The sequence below is a fragment of the Endozoicomonas elysicola genome (assembly GCF_000710775.1).
Taxonomy (GTDB): Bacteria; Pseudomonadota; Gammaproteobacteria; order Pseudomonadales; family Endozoicomonadaceae; genus Endozoicomonas; species Endozoicomonas elysicola.
In genome coordinates this window covers 3,140,259-3,157,051 of the sequence record NZ_JOJP01000001.1, presented here as the reverse complement: position 1 = coordinate 3,157,051, position 16,793 = coordinate 3,140,259, and the positions used below count along the sequence as shown (strand labels likewise).

Below are 16,793 nucleotides of genomic sequence, written 5' to 3'. Positions count from 1 at the left end.
GTGTAACCTTGAAAACGCTAATTGGCCTTTTCTGTCTTGCACAGCAGGGGATGGTCGTTTTCTCTGGAATATTCATTAACCTGCTGAGCCTTGGTTTCCGCGACATCCTTGCTGTATACACCACAAACTGCTTTTCCCTGAGTGTGTACCATCAGCATAATTTGAGTCGCCTTCTCCTCCGGCATACTGAAAAACTTCCCCAGTACCTCAACAACAAAATCCATTGGTGTAAAATCATCGTTCAGGAGCAAGACCTGATACATGGGAGGGGGAGCCAGTCTAGTTTTTTCCGGAACGACTGCAACGTCCAGATCACCTTCCTGTTCCTCTCCCTCTTTTTCCAAGCTTAGACGAAACAGTTCGAGATTACTCATGGTTTTATGACTGCCAACCTTCAATATCCAACTTTACTGTCTGGTAACTCGCACCACAATAATGATGCCTAAAGCTACTACTGCCAATCATAATAAAAACAACGAGTACAAATAACTGATCGGCACTGTTTACAGACATTTGATAACAGAAGATAAATTTAGTGCACATATATTAAGAAATTGACAATATTGCCAAGACTTCCCTTCTCATTCTAAAGATACTTGAGCAAATCACAATGATGAGCTACCAGAAATTGATCAGATAACGTATTTGTCAGAAGTGAGAAAAATGAGAAAAACTTATAGTGAACAGGTTTAATACAAAAAAGCCGGAAAATGGATTTCCGGCTTTAACTTGTTAAAAATTAACTGAAAAAATTACATGTGATTAATGATTTCATCAGCAAACTCAGAGCACTTGACCAGTTTTGCACCGTCCATCAGTCGCTCAAAGTCGTAAGTAACGGTCTTGGCTGCAATAGCTCCATCCATACCCTTGATAATGAGATCTGCAGCCTCATTCCACCCAATGTGGCGGAGCATCATTTCAGCTGAAAGGATAACAGATCCAGGGTTAACCTTGTCCTGACCTGCGTACTTTGGTGCTGTACCGTGAGTGGCCTCAAACACTGCAGTTGGCGCACCAATATTTGCACCAGGTGCAATACCGATACCACCTACCTGAGCTGCCAGTGCATCGGAGATGTAGTCGCCATTGAGGTTCAACGTAGCAATAACATCATACTCTTCAGGGCGAAGGAGAATCTGCTGCAGGAAAGCGTCAGCAATGACATCCTTAATGACAATGTTTTCACCGGTGTTCGGGTTTTTGACAGTGTGCCATGGACCACCATCCAAAGGCTGGCCACCAAAATATTCTACGGCAGTCTCATAGCCCCAGTCTTTGAAAGAGCCTTCAGTAAACTTCATGATGTTACCCTTGTGAACCAGGGTAACAGACTTACGATTATTATCGATGGCAAACTGAATGGCTTTTTTTACCAGTCGCTCAGTACCTTCTTTGGAAACAGGCTTAACACCAATACCGCAATCTTTTTCAAAACGGATTTTGGTAACACCCATTTCATCACGGAGGAAATTAATAAGTTTATCTGCTTCTGCACTACCAGCTTTCCACTCGATGCCGGCATAGATGTCTTCCGAGTTTTCACGGAAGATGACCATGTCTGTCTTTCCTGGCTCTTTAACAGGACTTGGTACGCCCTGGAACCAACGAACCGGACGGATACAGGCAAACAGGTCCAGTTCCTGACGAAGCGCTACGTTCAGCGAGCGAATGCCTCCACCCACAGGGGTAGTCAGAGGGCCCTTAATACTGACAACATATTCTTTAAGAGCTTCCAGTGTTTCTTCCGGCATCCAAGTGTTTTCATCGTACACCTGAGTCGCTTTTTCACCACAGAAGACTTCCATCCACTCAACTTTGCGCTTACCTTCGTAAGCTTTTTCAACAGCTGCATCAACTACTTTAAGCATTGCTGGTGATACATCAACACCAATGCCATCGCCTTCAATGTAAGGAATAACAGGGGTGTCTGGAACATTCAGGGAGAGGTCCTCGTTGACAGTGATTTTGTCACCGCTGGCAGGCACCTTGATCTTTTGGTATCCCATTATCAACTCCGTTCTCTAATCATCGGTTTGGCCAGATGAAAGCCTGGTTCAACGCTACTTTTTTCTTAATATCAAAGCCGTTATATAAACAGGCAGTTGAATCCGACAGTCATGCCAGAAAAACTTATAACCGACAACAAAGACTCTGTCTGGACAACGCCGTGGCTCATGAAATAGCGCGTATACCATATACCATCCTTAATCAGGAATAAATGAAGATTTGTTACAAAAGCGAAACTGTCATCTGGATTTACCACTATAAATTTCAAGCGTTCTGGCGCTTATTTGCTGGTAAAGGTAAAATGTGCAGCTATTTTTTGACAGGTGGCAGTATTCCCCAGTGATAAAACAACCTTCCCTTCCCCCACAGCCCTCTTCGCAACGCTCTGCAAAGAACCCCCGGGTCATTGTTGGCATGTCCGGCGGTGTTGATTCATCCGTATCCGCTTTGCTTCTGCAGCAGCAGGGCTACCAGGTGGAAGGTCTCTTCATGAAGAACTGGGAAGAGGATGACGGCTCTGAATATTGTACTGCCATGACTGATCTGGCTGATGCCCAGGCGGTATGTGACAAACTGGGCATTACATTACATAAAGCTAATTTTGCCGCGGAATACTGGGATAATGTTTTTGAGCATTTCCTTCATGAGTATCGCAATGGCAGAACGCCTAACCCTGACATCCTCTGTAACAAGGAAATCAAATTCAAGGCCTTCCTGGATTACGCGCTGACGCTGGGCAGTGATTTAATTGCCATGGGGCATTATTGTCGCAGGATTGACCGGGATGGTCACAGCTATCTGGTCAAAGGGGTTGATAATAATAAGGATCAAACCTACTTCCTGCATGCCGTCAATGAGGCACAAATTGCCAGAACTCTGTTTCCCGTAGGAGAGCTTGAAAAGCCGGAAGTACGGCATATAGCAGAAGAGCATGGGTTGATTACCCATAATAAAAAAGACAGTACGGGTATTTGTTTTATTGGTGAACGCCGGTTTAAGGATTTTCTTCAGCAGTACCTGCCTGCCCAGCCGGGCAATATTGAAACCGTTGAAGGTGCAGTAATCGGTGAACATTCCGGGCTGATGTATCATACCATTGGCCAACGACAGGGACTCGGCATTGGCGGGTTGAAAAATGCAAATGAAGAACCCTGGTATGTTCTGGATAAAGACCTCGAAAGAAATGTCCTGATCGTCGGCCAGGGCAAGGATCACCCACTGCTCTTCTCCCAGAGCCTGACATGTTCACATATTGACTGGGTCTCAGGCGAAGCACCGGTAATGCCCTGTAAGCTCAAGGCAAAAGTACGTTATCGCCAGCAGGATCAGAGCTGTGTCTTGACCAGAGAAGCTGATGGCGATTATCAGGTTACATTTGACCATCCGCAAAGAGCAGTAACTCCAGGCCAGTCAGTGGTTTTCTATGACGACCAGGTCTGTCTTGGCGGTGGTGTTATTGAAACACGGACTTAAAAGGGGTGCGTCGCGCTGACCCGCGACAGGCTTCCGGCATCTATTTGACCCTCAGGGCACATAGAAAACGTTCTCAACCACAACGAAAACTCCCAGAGAAGAAGATTGGTGCGATATTCTACAAAGGATCAGGCGGCTGCATTATCTGGTGTATTCCAGGCCGCAGAGCTGGTAGACAAATTGGCCAGAACCGGGCAATTGAGTGAAGAGGCTCTGACCCCTTCTATCCATAGCATTTTTGTCACTTCACCCGGTGATGTGTCAGAGGTATACGGCGGCTTCGACAAATTAATGATGGGCCGTAAAACGCTGGACTCCGTTCTGAGCAGAGACAGCTCTGCGATTCAGGGAGATGTTATTCGTTATGCTCTGGCTCTGATCCACATTGAGAAAAAACTCAGTAGAAACCCGAAAATGCTTAATACCATTGGCCAACGCCTGGGTAGAACCAAAGAGCAGGTGGAACATTTTGGAATGCTTCATGAAAATGTGATGTCCAGTCTTGCCAGTATCTACCTCGATACCATCAGCACCTTCAGAACACGAGTGCAGGTTGCCGGTGATATGCGTTATTTGCAGAATCCGGTCAATGCCAACCGGATCCGCGCGATCCTTTTAGCGGGTATTCGTTCTGCCACCCTCTGGCGTCAATGCGGTGGCAGTCGCTGGCATTTGTTCATCAGCCGTAAAAAGCTACAGGATGGCCTGAATAGCCTTTAAACGTTTACATGGGTACTTCCCGGTACCCATTCATATACATTTTGAAAAAGCATCAGATGCATGGTATCCGGCAATGATTAGAAACTGTCAGAGGTATCAGTTATGATGCGCCCTTTTCCCCCTGAGCTTAAGGCATAAAACATGGAGCTGAATGCACTGACCGCCGTCTCCCCCATTGACGGGCGCTATGGTGACAAGACTCAATCCCTCAGAACCATTTTCAGTGAATATGGATTGATTCGATTCCGGGTAGCTGTTGAGGTTCGCTGGCTGCAAACTCTTGCTAACCATCCGTCTATTACGGAGATTCCAGCGTTTTCAGACAAGGCGAATCAGCTATTGGATAGTCTGGTGACTGATTTTTCCATGGCTGAAGCCGAACGGGTCAAAGAGATTGAACGAACTACAAATCATGATGTGAAAGCGGTTGAATATCTTATCAAAGAGCGTTTTCAGGGTAATGAGGAACTGGCGTCTATCAGCGAGTTTGTCCATTTTGCCTGTACTTCAGAAGATATTAATAACCTTTCCCATGGATTAATGCTGAAAACCGGTATGGACGAAGCAGTTCTGCCTGTAATGCGCACGATTATCGAGTCCATTGAAAACCTGGCCAAAACCCATGCCAGCCAGCCAATGCTATCTAGAACTCATGGCCAGACAGCATCACCGACAACGCTGGGCAAGGAAATGGCCAATGTTGCCTATCGCCTTAAGCGACAGCTTAAACAGATCGAAAGCATAGTACCGATGGGGAAAATCAACGGTGCGGTTGGCAACTACAACGCTCACTTCTCGGCTTACCCGGAAGTTAACTGGGCAGAACATGCTGAACGGTTCGTTACCAGCCTTGGCCTTGATTGGAATCCCTATACAACTCAGATTGAGCCCCATGATTACATTGCAGAATTGTATGATGCCATTTGCCGTTTCAATACCATTCTGATCGATTTCGACCGGGATGTCTGGGGTTACATCTCTCTGGGATATTTTAAGCAGAAGACTGTGGCCGGAGAGGTTGGTTCCTCCACCATGCCTCATAAAGTGAACCCGATTGATTTTGAAAACTCTGAAGGCAACCTGGGTATCGCCAATGCCATCATGCAACATCTGGCGGCAAAGCTTCCAGTTTCCCGCTGGCAGCGTGACCTGACGGATTCAACAGTATTGCGTAACATGGGTGTTGGTCTGGGACAAAGTCTTATTGCTTATGCGGCCACACTGAAAGGCATTGGCAAACTGGAAGCTTCCCCTGCCCGTATTGAGCAAGACCTTGATAATGCCTGGGAAGTGCTGGCGGAGCCGATTCAAACCGTGATGCGTCGCTATGGTATTGAGCAGCCTTACGAGAAACTCAAGGCACTGACCCGTGGCCAGGATGGTATTACCAAGGCCTCCCTGGCAACCTTTATTGATGGTCTGGAGCTTCCAGCCAACATTAAAGAGGAACTCAAGGCACTGACCCCTGCTACCTATATCGGTAATGCTGTTGAGCAGGCTCTGGCAATCTGAGCCTAAGACGAGCTGGCTGGGGCTTTTTTCCTGAAAATAGGCAGTAACAGGATAAGAAACAGATAGATAAAAACCATCAGGGTAAAGCAATAAACAAATGCCAGCATGGAAGATTGCTGCTTGAGTAAAGCAGCAATCTGTTCAAGAAAATCGGTATTTGTAATACCCTGACCTGCAACTTCAGCATAATTCTGTAAGAGCCTGTTATCTGGCGATAAACTGCCCCCAAGACTTTGCCACTCCAGTTGTTTCACATAACTGAAGTAGGTGTTAATAACCGCAATTCCAATCGATGACCCAATAGTCCGGCAAAGATTAAACATGGCGGTTCCACCCGTGATGAACGCTGGATCAAGGGTAGAGAAAGCAATTTTCGATAATGGAGCAAATACAAGCCCCAATCCTGCACCTTGAATAATCGATGGAAGAACAATCCAGAACGGGTCTATTTCCAGAGAGTACAAACTCATCTGCCAAACACCCACAGCATTGAATACAAGCCCGACAAAAATCAGAATCCGACTGTCCAGCTTATCCATCAAGGGTGCAGCCATAATCAACACAACCGCCGATGCTACCCCTCGTGGAGCCATTATAAAACCTGATGTCTCAACGGGATAATTGAGCAACTCCTGAAGAAGCATGGGTTGCAGTTGAAGGACACCAAAGGTCCCCACAGCAAAACAGCTGACAATAAGACAGGAAATTGCAAGATTACGGTCTTTTAACAGCCACACAGGTGCGATCTCACCTTTGGTCCAGAATGAGCGAATAATAAAAGCGGTGATCATCAAAACACTGATGATGGTTGAGAGCAGGATAAAGTCTGAACTGAACCAGTTTTTCTCATTACCCTGAGAAAGCACCATTTGCAGTAACCCTATCCCCAGAGCCATTGTTATGATCAAAAGCCAGTCTACCGATGACTTACCTCGATTACTGATCTGTATATTTCTAAAAATCAGTAACAGGCACACACCACCTACTGGCAAATTGATATAGAACACCCAACGCCAGTTAAGATGCTCCGTGAGAATGCCCCCAATAACCGGTCCAAGAACAGGGCCGACCATAACACCAATAGCGAACAGCGCCATGGCTCTCCCCTGCTCTTCTTTTGGGTAGACCTGCATTAGAACTGACTGACTCAGCGGGATAACCGCGGCACCAAATATCCCTTGAAATATCCTGAAAAAGATCATTTCCATCAGTGAGTCAGCCTGACCACACATGGCTGACATTACGATAAACCCGGCGATGGAATAAAGCAGCAACTGACGCTCACCAAAGCGCAAGGTCAGAAAGCCCGCTAAAGGAATACAAATGGCTTCCGCCATACTGAAACTGGTCAATACCCAGGTAATCTGCTCAGAAGTGGCTCCCAGTGTCCCCATCATGTCCGGCAACGCAACATTTGCTACCGTCATGTCAATCAACACCATCAATGAGGATAAAATGATGGTAATGGTAATTGCCTGACGGCTGATATTATTGCTCATGATCAGCGGCTATCGTATCTACTGTTACAGTGGCGCTGGCACCTACTCTCAAAGGCTCTTTTCCGCGCTGGTTGTCGGCATCTGCCAGCCGCACGCTTACCGGAAAACGCTGAGTGATCTTTACCCAGTTTCCCGTCGCATTTTCCGGGGGCAACAGTGAAAAGGCTGAACCGCTGGCAGGAGAAATTGATTCCACTTTCCCAGAAAAACTTGAATCTGGATACATATCCAACTGGACTCTGGCTGACATGCCGGGTTGAATCCGACCAAGATCATCTTCCTTAAAATTCGCCTGAATCCAGAAGCTTTCTGCAACGACCAATGGCATCAATGCCTGCCCAACAGAAACAACGCTTCCTGGATGGACATTAACTTTGCCCAGCTCACCGTCTGCTGGTGCTGCAATATTGGTATAAGAGAGGTTCAACGTGGCGAGCATCAAAGCAGCTGCAGCTTCCTGGACTGCAGGGGCCTCTTCGCCTTCAGCCCCCTGCTCTGCGATCAGTTGCGCCATATGGGCCCTTGCACTGGTAAGGCTATCCTGCGCTGTTGCCAATGCTGCCCGGGCTGTATCGGCTTCCTGCTGTGGAAGAACACCTTCTGAAACCAGTGTCATGGTTCGTCTAAAGTTGAGTTGGACTTTTCGAAGATTTGCCGCTGCCGTTGAGATATTGGTACTCGCAGCCAGTATTCCTTCGCTGGCCGCTTCATTTTCTTCAGTAGCTACTTGATAGGATGCCTTCGCTTTATTCAGTTGCGCCTCATAGGAGGAAGGGTCAATCTGAAGCAGCATTTCTCCCGTATGGACATGCTCATAATTGTCGACATTAACGACACTGATTCGCCCCCCTATCTGGGGGGCTATATAAATAATATTGCCATGGACATAGGCATCATTCGTGCTGGGATAGTTTTTCTGGTGTTCAAAATAGAAATAGCCTGCAATGAATGCAAGCAGTAGAACAGCAACTGTAAGTAACCAGCGTCGTACTGGATGAGGGGCTGTATTATCCATTCTCGAAACCAGAATAAAGGAAGAAACCGAACTCTCTTTGCTAAAAAAGAATTTTTAATAAAGAGATTTGAAGTGGTGATGCAGAAAAAGGTTAGTATAGAGAGGAGAGATGGTCTAATTTAGAAAGCGCTCTCAATCAGAGTTATAATTCTCTGATTAAGAACGCATTTTAACTGTTTGTTACCCGATGCCAGACAAGGTTTATCCCTGTTGCTTGGCCTTGAACTCTTTCCTGCGTCTGTGCAAAACAGGCTCTGTGTAGCCATTAGGCTGCTCACATCCCCTGAATACAAGATCACAGGCTGCCGTAAAGGCTATGCTGTTGTCAAAGTCCTGAGCCATTGCCTGATAAGTGTCATCACCGGTATTCTGCCGATCCACGACACTCGCCATACGCTTAAGAGTCTCTACCACCTGGTCTTCTGAACAAATGCCATGGCGCAGCCAGTTAGCAATGTGTTGACTGGAGATTCGCAATGTTGCCCGGTCCTCCATCAAACCAACATCATTGATATCAGGCACTTTGGAGCAGCCGACGCCTTGATCAATCCAGCGTACGACATAGCCCAGTATGCCTTGGGCATTATTGTCCAGCTCTTTTTGAATCACTTCAGCAGGAAGATTGTCTCGATTTGCCATCAACGGAATTTCCAGAATATCATCAACACTGGCTTTTTTACGCTTAGACAGTTCATCCTGCTTGGCCAGAACATTAACTCGATGATAATGAACCGCATGGAGTGTGGCTCCATTTGGAGAAGGAACCCAGGCAGTGTTGGCTCCAGACTGAGGGTGAGCAATCTTCTGTTCCATCATCTTTGCCATTTCATCAGGCATGGCCCACATACCTTTACCAATCTGGGCTTTACCAGGAAGACCTGCAAGCAGACCAATATCTACATTCTGGTCTTCGTAGGCCTGAATCCAGGTTGACTGCTTCATCTCCCCTTTAGGAACCACTGGGCCTGCTTCCATACTGGTATGAATCTCGTCCCCCGTTCGATCAAGAAACCCGGTATTGATAAAAACAATCCGCTCTTTCGCGGCACGTATACACGCCTTCAGGTTAATAGACGTTCTACGCTCTTCATCCATAATGCCAACTTTCAGGGTATTGACCGCAAGACCAAGAGCTTGCTCGATACGACTGAAGAGCTTACAGGTGAAGGCAACCTCTTCAGGGCCGTGCATCTTTGGCTTTACAATATAGATACTGCCTTCACGAGAGTTCCGGCGCTGACCGTTGCTCTTCAGGTCATGGATGGCTATCAGAGAAGTGAACATCCCATCCATAATGCCTTCAGGAATCTCATTGCCCTGGGCATCCAGAATGGCGTCATTGGTCATCAGGTGACCCACATTCCTGACAAACATCAGGCTTCGGCCGGGTAAAACCAATTCACTACCATGAGGAGCCGTGTAAACGCGGTCAGCATTCAGTGTGCGGGTCAGGGACTTGCCACCCTTCATGAACGTATCTTCAAGATTTCCCTTCATTAAGCCAAGCCAGTTGCGATATACCTGAGCCTTGTCGTCCGCATCAACAGCCGCCACTGAATCTTCACAATCCATGATGGTGGTAATTGCCGCTTCAATGACCAGGTCCTGAACACCGGCAGCATCTTCTTTGCCAATAACGCCATCAGGATTAACCTGAATATCGATATGTAATCCATTGTTTTTTAATAAAACTGATTGCGGCTTTTCTTCTGATCCGGTGAAGCCGGCAAACTGTCCGGTATCTTTCAGTGAAGTTATTGAGCCATCTTTCAGAGAAACGGCGAGATTGCTTTCAAGCACTTGATACTGAATGGCATCTTTATGGCTACCTACGGCTAAAGGTGCTGCGGTGTCGAGCAACTCCCTGCCAAACTCAATGACTTTTCTGCCACGAACAGGGTTGTAACCTTTGCCTTTTTCAGCACCATCCGTTTCGGGAATAACGTCTGTACCATACAATGCATCGTAAAGGCTTCCCCAGCGGGCATTGGCAGCATTCAAGGCAAAGCGGGCATTCATTACTGGCACAACAAGCTGGGGGCCTGCCTGAGAGGCAATCTCACTGTCTACATTTTCAGTCGTAATGGCGAAGTCATCACCTTCTGGCAATAAATAACCAATACTCTCAAGGAAGGACTTATAGTTCGCACGAGTATCCGGTGTATACGCATTCTGCAGATGCCATTGATCAATTTGATGCTGAAACTCATCGCGGCGAGCCAGTAATGCCTTATTCTCAGGGGCAAGGTCAATAATTATATTTTCCAGGCTATGCCAGAACTGGTCAGCATCAATACCAGTTCCAGGAATAATGTCATTTACCAGTAAATCGTAGAGTACCGGTGCTATTTGCAGGCCACCCTTCTGGATACGTTCAGTCATTTAAACCTCATTTCCTGATTGTCATTATTATGCAACTGTCACAAGCACTATCCTGCTGCTCAGTCGATGGAAAAGTCAACGAGTGGGTAGACAGAAACACAATATGGTCTTGAAACTATCTACTGGCTTTTTAAACGTTTCCCATGGTATCCAAGCACGGTCAGATTTCCAATTAACAACAGCAATGCCGGCTATTTTTCACATGAATGGTGTAAAAGTGGCCAGAAAAGGTGAGGATCTATGGTAACCGCAAATTATGCAGTCCGATTCCAGAGACTTTACTTTCACCAAGCAAGGCCATGGTAGTGAGCATCTCTTTATGGATGATTTCCAGTGCATGGGTTACACCGGCCCCTCCAGCGGCACCCAATCCATAAATGAAAGCACGTCCTATAAAGACGCCTTTCGCGCCCAGTGCTATTGCTTTTAAAACATCCTGCCCTGAACGGACACCGCCATCCATATATATATCAGTCTGGTTATTTGCAGCGCTTATAATTTCTGGCAAAACACTGATGGTTGTCGGTGCCCCATCTAATTGACGCCCGCCATGGTTTGAAATGACAACGGCCTGAGCACCGATGCTGGCGGCCTGGTACAAATCTTCAACATCAAGAATACCTTTCAGTATCAAAAAACCATCCCATTCATCCCGAACCCACTGAAGGTCTTTCCAGGTTAATGTTGCGTCTAATTGCTCTGATGTCCATTTAGCGAGAGAGCTGAGACTGTTAACCCCCCTGGCATGTCCAACAATGTTGCCAAAGGTACGGTGGCTCGAACGCATCATGTTAAAGCACCACCTGGGATGATTCAGAAACTGGATAAGTGAGGATATGGAAACTTTGGGTGGTGCTGACAGCTGGTTTTTAACATCTTTATGCCTCTGGCCCATCACTGGCAAATCCAACGTTACAACCAATGTTTTACAGCCCGCTAACTTTGCCCGTTTTAATAACTGTTGAGTAAATTCCCGATCTTTAAATACATAAAGCTGAAACCAGAAAGGCTGCTCCGTTTGCTCAGCAACATCTTCTATAGAACAGATGCTCAGGGAGGATAAAGTAAAAGGAACGCCAAATGCTTCTGCTGCCTGGGCAGCAAGAATCTCGCCATCGCCATATTGCATGCCCGTCAACCCCACAGGGGCGAGTGCAACAGGCATAGTCACCTTTGTTTGAGCCATAAAGGACGAGGTGTTGCGTTGAGATACATCGATACCAACACGCTGGCGAAAGAAGACTTTTTTGAAATCTTGCTCATTCTGCTGATAAGTTCCTTCTGTCCATGAACCTGAGTCTACGTACTCATAGAACATTTTAGGAACTCGTTTCCTCGCCAGAACCTGTAAATCTTCAATGGTACAAACCTTGTCCAGAGGAGAGCGAATTGCAAACATGTGATTGTCCATCATGACAACAGAGTGGACTAAATCTAGCTAGTAAGAATGTTTTAGCCAGTGAAACATGGGGGAAATGATTAGGAAGACAATAGGAGGGGGTATTCTTCAATGTTCGCGAACAAATAAAAAACCCTTTTCCTTAATAGAAGTCACAAAGGAAAAGGGTTTCTAAGAAAAATTAGTAATCTAACGAGTACATCAGTCGTCCAGAACAACATCCTGCTGCTGCTCAGAGATTAACAAGTAGTATGACTCGGCCATAAACTCCTTACACTCTTCAGCAACATCATACAGTGCATGTTCTGCTTCCAAATCACTCAGCCAATCCATTTTTATCTCCTGTTATCCAACTGATTTTTATACTTCTGCTAGGGATGATAACTCAACACCTCTGATTTCGCACAAATCAGCGAAAGCAGTCAGATTAGAACATACAATAACATTGGATAACAGAAATATATGTCCATAGATGTTAATTAATGTTTTTATGAGTGATTTTTAAGCAGCCAGCTCAGCCGATCGCCTCTGATTTAATGATATTTCTCAGCCACTGATGTGCAGAATCATGATGTAACAAAGGACTCCAGGCCATAGACAAATCAAAGGGAGGAACCTCAAAAGGAGGCCTGACAACAGCCAGCGAGCTATTAAAACGCTCTATATCTGCAAGGCGGCTTGGCAGCGTCGCGATCAGGTCATTCTGTGCAGAAAGGAGCATCGCAACTTGATAATGCCGAGTAAAAACACTGATTTTACGTTTTTTGCCAACGGCAGCCAATGCTTCATCAACCCACCCTAACCGCTGCACATCTTCGGGGTTAACCCCAACGCCAATACCCATTCCAGTCTTACTCGCCCAGATATGCTGGGCTTCCAGATAGCTATCCAGGGTGAAGTTTTTCAGTATCGGGTTTTCTTTACTAACCACACAGGAGAAATCATCCTGCCATACGCGAGATTGATAAAATGACTGAGGCAAACTGTCAAAGCGGTTAATTGCCATATCAATCCAGCCCTGCTCTACATCATGAAAACTGACATCACTGGGCGTTAATACATCAAGCGTGACGTACGGGGCAAGTGAACGCACCTGCTTCAAAACCAGTGGGATCAGAGTTGACTCAGCGTAGTCCGATGCCATGATACGGAATACCCGCTGACTGTTTTGTGGATCAAACTTTTCCTTGGGCTGTATTGTCTTTTCCATGGCCAGCAACGCGTCCCGGATCAACGGCTGTAGCTCCAGAGCTCGCTCAGTCGGAGTCATACCTTCACTGGTTCTTATTAATAAAGGATCGCCAAACAATTCACGAAGCCGACGAAGTCCGTTACTCATGGCGGGCTGGGTGATACCAAGTTGTTCTGCTGCACGGGTAACATTCCGTTCTCTCAGCAGGACATCCAGATAAACCATCAGATTCAGATCAACACGTGCAATATTCATTTTATAAATACCCGAGATAACGCTTATAAATTACCAGAATCTTTCTCAGGTGTTTAGGATGGATACCGTAAATCAAACGATTGTTTGAATTATTCCATTTTTTATGAATAAATAGTCGTATAACTACACCTCGCTTCCCGGGGGAGGAAAATAAGATGGCTCGCTACAACCGCTCAGAAGAAATCGCCCGCATCGAAAAAGATTGGGCAGAAAATCCTCGCTGGAAAAATGTAACGAGAACCTATACGGCAGAAGACGTGGTTCGCCTGAGAGGCTCCATTAATATTGAGAATACCATCGCCAGACAGGGTGCAGAGAAACTCTGGGACCTGGTATACGGGAATCAGGCAAAAAAAGGTTATGTAAACTGTCTGGGCGCGTTGACTGGTGGGCAGGCAGTTCAACAGGTAAAGGCAGGTATTGAAGCGATCTATCTTTCCGGCTGGCAGGTTGCAGCAGACAACAACAGTGCCAGTACCATGTACCCTGACCAGTCTCTCTACCCGGTTGATTCGGTGCCTGCAGTGGTTAAACGCATTAATAACAGTTTCCGTCGTGCCGACCAGGTGCAATGGAAAACTGGAAAAACCTCTGATGATGAAACCTATGTTGATATGTTCGCGCCTATCGTAGCGGATGCAGAAGCAGGTTTTGGGGGAGTCTTGAATGCTTATGAGCTGATGAAGGCCATGATTGAGGCAGGGGCTGCCGGCGTTCATTTTGAAGACCAGCTGGCTTCTGTGAAAAAATGTGGCCACATGGGCGGTAAAGTACTGGTTCCCACTCAGGAAGCCGTACAAAAACTGGTTGCGGCCCGCCTCGCAGCGGATGTTGCTGACGTGCCAACGATTGTTCTGGCTCGTACCGACGCCAACGCAGCTGACTTGATTACTTCTGACTGTGATCCGTACGATGCACCTTTCCTGACTGGCGAAAGAACCGCTGAAGGGTTCTTCCGCACCAAGGCAGGTATTGATCAGGCGATCGCCCGTGGTCTGGCCTATGCACCATACGCTGACCTGCTGTGGTGTGAAACTGCAACTCCAGATCTGGATGAAGCCCGCAAGTTTGCTGACGCCATCAAAGCTGAATATCCTGATCAATTGCTGGCTTATAACTGCTCTCCTTCTTTCAACTGGAAGAAGAACCTTGACGATGCCACCATTGCCAAATTCCAGCAGGAACTGAGCGATATGGGCTACAAGTACCAGTTCATTACCCTCGCCGGTATCCATAACATGTGGTACAACATGTTTGAACTGGCTCATAACTACGCCCAAGGCGAAGGCATGAAGCATTATGTAGAAATGGTTCAGGAGCCAGAGTTTGCTGCTGCAGAAAAAGGCTACACCTTCGTTGCTCACCAGCAGGAAGTAGGTACAGGTTACTTTGATGATATGACCACAGTAATTCAGGGTGGTCAGTCTTCAGTAACAGCTCTGACCGGATCTACTGAAGAAGAGCAATTCTGATCTCCTAGACAGAATCTCTGAAAAAGCCCGCGAATGCGGGTTTTTTTTATCTAACCAAAACATGTATAAGGTTTTGATTGATCTAAAGCGGCCACCCTTTATTGTTTTACCTTGATCAACAACCCAATTCTCATCCAACTTTGAACACTGAATAATCATGACATATTCTTTAAGGACAACCTCCTGATACATGCCATGGAAAGGAAGCCATGTCCTTCAGCGAACGCATAGATGCAGCCAAGCAAACTTATCGTAACTATCTGGATGCTCACCCGAATAGCAGACTAAAGACCCTGAAGGCTTTTTCAAAAGCGGTCAGCAGCTTTTGTACTCGTAAAGTCATTGTGTGGGAAGCCACCAAAAGACTTCAACCAAACGAAGCAAACGCTTTTTTGCCAGAACTCAATAAAGCACTGAAAGAGCGTGACTCCTCATCGCATTCATCAATAGATCCAAAACTATCTAGTGAAGTGGTTGTTCAGCCAGCCCCTTCTCCCGAGGTAGCGACAGCCTGTGCCGATGCTCTTCGCTGTATAAAGGAGGCTGGCCAGGATTTATCCCGATTCTGGGGCTTGCTGGAACAATGTAGTATCGTTGAGCTTTTTTCATTGGCCCAAGCTGCGAAAGAAACATTGGAGAATAGTATTGCCCGCAAAAAAGGGAAGCACCAACTCACTTCGCCCTATCTGGAAGCCATCAACAAAAAACTCATCAAAAAACAATTAGAAGAGTATATCAACAATTATCAACCCGGATTATTCAGAAAGTCAGGTGTAACAGGCCAGTATCAGAAGCCTGCAAAAGAGATAGCAATAACTCCTCTCGAGCAAGAGCAATTAAATAACCCTGACTTGCTATCCAGTCTGTTCAAAGCAGTGGTTAAGTCATCAGCACCTTTTACTGAACAATTAACATCCAACATGCTGCACGCAGCTTCCCTCTCCGGAAGTAAGCAAGGACGAGAAAAAGCTTTAGCCCTTGTGAAAAAAACATATCAGAGTGTAACCCCTAAAATGCCTGCGGAGAAAGCATGGTTTAAAGATACACTTTACCTCATGAAACTTGCATATCAGCATGCTCCAAATGAGGGAAGAGATGGGCTCACAGATAAACAGATGTTATGCAATTTCTTTGCTAACTCATTATTTCAATTTCCAAAACCAGAAATCCCACAAACATTGACATCTGAAGCAGCTATGATCATCAGAGATGAGGGCCAAAAACAGCTTAAACAAGCTGAATTTTCCCTGACTATTCTTTTCTCTATAGAAGATTAATGGCCAGGTTAACGACTTCCCTGGCCTCCTGCTTCGCCTGTTGAATATCCTCCGCTTCAGCAATCATCAGTGCGGCTTCTGCCATCGCAGCGATGGCCATTCTACTCAGTAATTTCTGCCGGAAAAGTCCATCACTTCCTTGCTGATGATTTAGCAAGAGAGACTCAGCCCTGGCAGTAACCGGACTATTCTTCCAACGCTCACGCCCAAGTATTGTTGGGCTATCAATAAGAACTACCTGCCTGAACCCTGGGTCATCGCAGAGATTAAGAAAAGCTTCCCAGATAGCCATAAACCTGGACGTTTTGTCACCAGATCGAGGCTGATGCTGTATATCGAGAATCCGTGACACCATCACATCATTAACTGCCTGAAAAAGAGCCAGTTTGTTCCCAAAATAATGGTATACAGGACGGGTAGTCAGGCCGCAGTTACTGGCTATCTCTTCCAGAGAAGTATTGTTATAGCCATTTTTGCCGAATAAATGACAGGCACTATCCAGAACCTGTTGTCGTGTTTCAGCCCTTCTTTCTGCCTGAGTTTTTCTTTTTTCCACCACAGATCTACAGCAGCCCTTCTCAGAAATC

At 46.2% G+C, this 16,793-nt stretch carries 14 protein-coding genes; 5 read left to right on the top strand and 9 right to left on the bottom strand.

The features are described from left to right. Nucleotides 1-17 precede the first annotated feature (17 nt). Both clpS and icd read right to left on the bottom strand, forming a co-directional pair. Nucleotides 18-374 (bottom strand): ATP-dependent Clp protease adapter ClpS, encoded by a 357-nt coding sequence (gene clpS / locus GV64_RS13530; protein WP_026258388.1) that lies wholly within the window; start codon nt 372-374, stop codon nt 18-20. A gap of 378 nt (nt 375-752) precedes the next feature. Then, nucleotides 753-2,009 (bottom strand): NADP-dependent isocitrate dehydrogenase, encoded by a 1,257-nt coding sequence (gene icd / locus GV64_RS13525; RefSeq protein ID WP_020583460.1) that lies wholly within the window; start codon nt 2,007-2,009, stop codon nt 753-755. A gap of 340 nt (nt 2,010-2,349) precedes the next feature. Between icd and mnmA the strand changes: the two genes are divergently transcribed. The 3 genes from mnmA to purB all read left to right on the top strand — a co-directional run bounded on the left by mnmA (nt 2,350) and on the right by purB (nt 5,715). Continuing rightward, complete coding sequence (gene mnmA, locus GV64_RS13520) at nt 2,350-3,483, top strand: tRNA 2-thiouridine(34) synthase MnmA (protein ID WP_282706024.1); 1,134 nt, start codon at nt 2,350-2,352, stop codon at nt 3,481-3,483. A 108-nt stretch (nt 3,484-3,591) separates the two neighbouring features. Beyond that, complete coding sequence (gene hflD / locus GV64_RS13515) at nt 3,592-4,203, top strand: high frequency lysogenization protein HflD (RefSeq protein ID WP_020583457.1); 612 nt, start codon at nt 3,592-3,594, stop codon at nt 4,201-4,203. A gap of 141 nt (nt 4,204-4,344) precedes the next feature. Then, a complete protein-coding gene (gene purB, locus GV64_RS13510; protein ID WP_020583456.1) occupies nt 4,345-5,715 on the top strand; it encodes an adenylosuccinate lyase in 1,371 nt (456 codons plus the stop codon). Nucleotides 5,716-5,717: 2 nt separating this feature from the next. Here purB and GV64_RS13505 read toward each other — a convergent pair whose 3' ends face one another. From GV64_RS13505 to GV64_RS13485, 6 genes are all read right to left on the bottom strand, one after another. Continuing rightward, nucleotides 5,718-7,214 carry a DHA2 family efflux MFS transporter permease subunit gene (locus GV64_RS13505; RefSeq protein WP_020583455.1) on the bottom strand — a complete coding sequence of 499 codons (1,497 nt, stop codon included), beginning with the start codon at nt 7,212-7,214 and terminating at the stop codon, nt 5,718-5,720. Next, a complete protein-coding gene (locus tag GV64_RS13500) occupies nt 7,204-8,229 on the bottom strand; it encodes an HlyD family secretion protein (protein WP_020583454.1) in 1,026 nt (341 codons plus the stop codon). Before GV64_RS13500 ends, GV64_RS13505 begins: the two co-directional genes overlap by 11 nt. A gap of 201 nt (nt 8,230-8,430) precedes the next feature. Next, on the bottom strand, nt 8,431-10,611 hold the full coding sequence (locus tag GV64_RS13495) for a malate synthase G (RefSeq protein WP_020583453.1): 2,181 nt from the start codon (nt 10,609-10,611) through the stop codon (nt 8,431-8,433). Between the two features lie 238 nt (nt 10,612-10,849). Further along, nucleotides 10,850-12,010, bottom strand: coding sequence for an alpha-hydroxy acid oxidase (locus tag GV64_RS13490; RefSeq protein WP_020583451.1), 1,161 nt, complete (start codon nt 12,008-12,010; stop codon nt 10,850-10,852). A 201-nt stretch (nt 12,011-12,211) separates the two neighbouring features. Next, the gene (locus GV64_RS26130; protein ID WP_020583450.1) at nt 12,212-12,343 is read right to left on the bottom strand and encodes a hypothetical protein; all 132 of its coding nucleotides are present in this window, start codon (nt 12,341-12,343) and stop codon (nt 12,212-12,214) included. Nucleotides 12,344-12,524: 181 nt separating this feature from the next. Beyond that, on the bottom strand, nt 12,525-13,457 hold the full coding sequence (locus GV64_RS13485; RefSeq protein WP_020583449.1) for a LysR family transcriptional regulator: 933 nt from the start codon (nt 13,455-13,457) through the stop codon (nt 12,525-12,527). A 155-nt stretch (nt 13,458-13,612) separates the two neighbouring features. Here GV64_RS13485 and aceA point away from each other — a divergent pair, with 155 nt between their 5' ends. Then, nucleotides 13,613-14,929 (top strand): isocitrate lyase, encoded by a 1,317-nt coding sequence (gene aceA / locus GV64_RS13480; protein WP_020583448.1) that lies wholly within the window; start codon nt 13,613-13,615, stop codon nt 14,927-14,929. 209 nt (nt 14,930-15,138) lie between these two features. Continuing rightward, nucleotides 15,139-16,206, top strand: coding sequence for a hypothetical protein (locus tag GV64_RS13475; RefSeq protein WP_020583447.1), 1,068 nt, complete (start codon nt 15,139-15,141; stop codon nt 16,204-16,206). Here GV64_RS13475 and GV64_RS13470 read toward each other — a convergent pair. After that, a complete protein-coding gene (locus GV64_RS13470; protein WP_201772490.1) occupies nt 16,193-16,762 on the bottom strand; it encodes a TetR/AcrR family transcriptional regulator in 570 nt (189 codons plus the stop codon). The two genes, GV64_RS13475 and GV64_RS13470, sit on opposite strands and share 14 nt — an antisense overlap. Between the last annotated feature and the right edge of the window lie 31 nt (nt 16,763-16,793).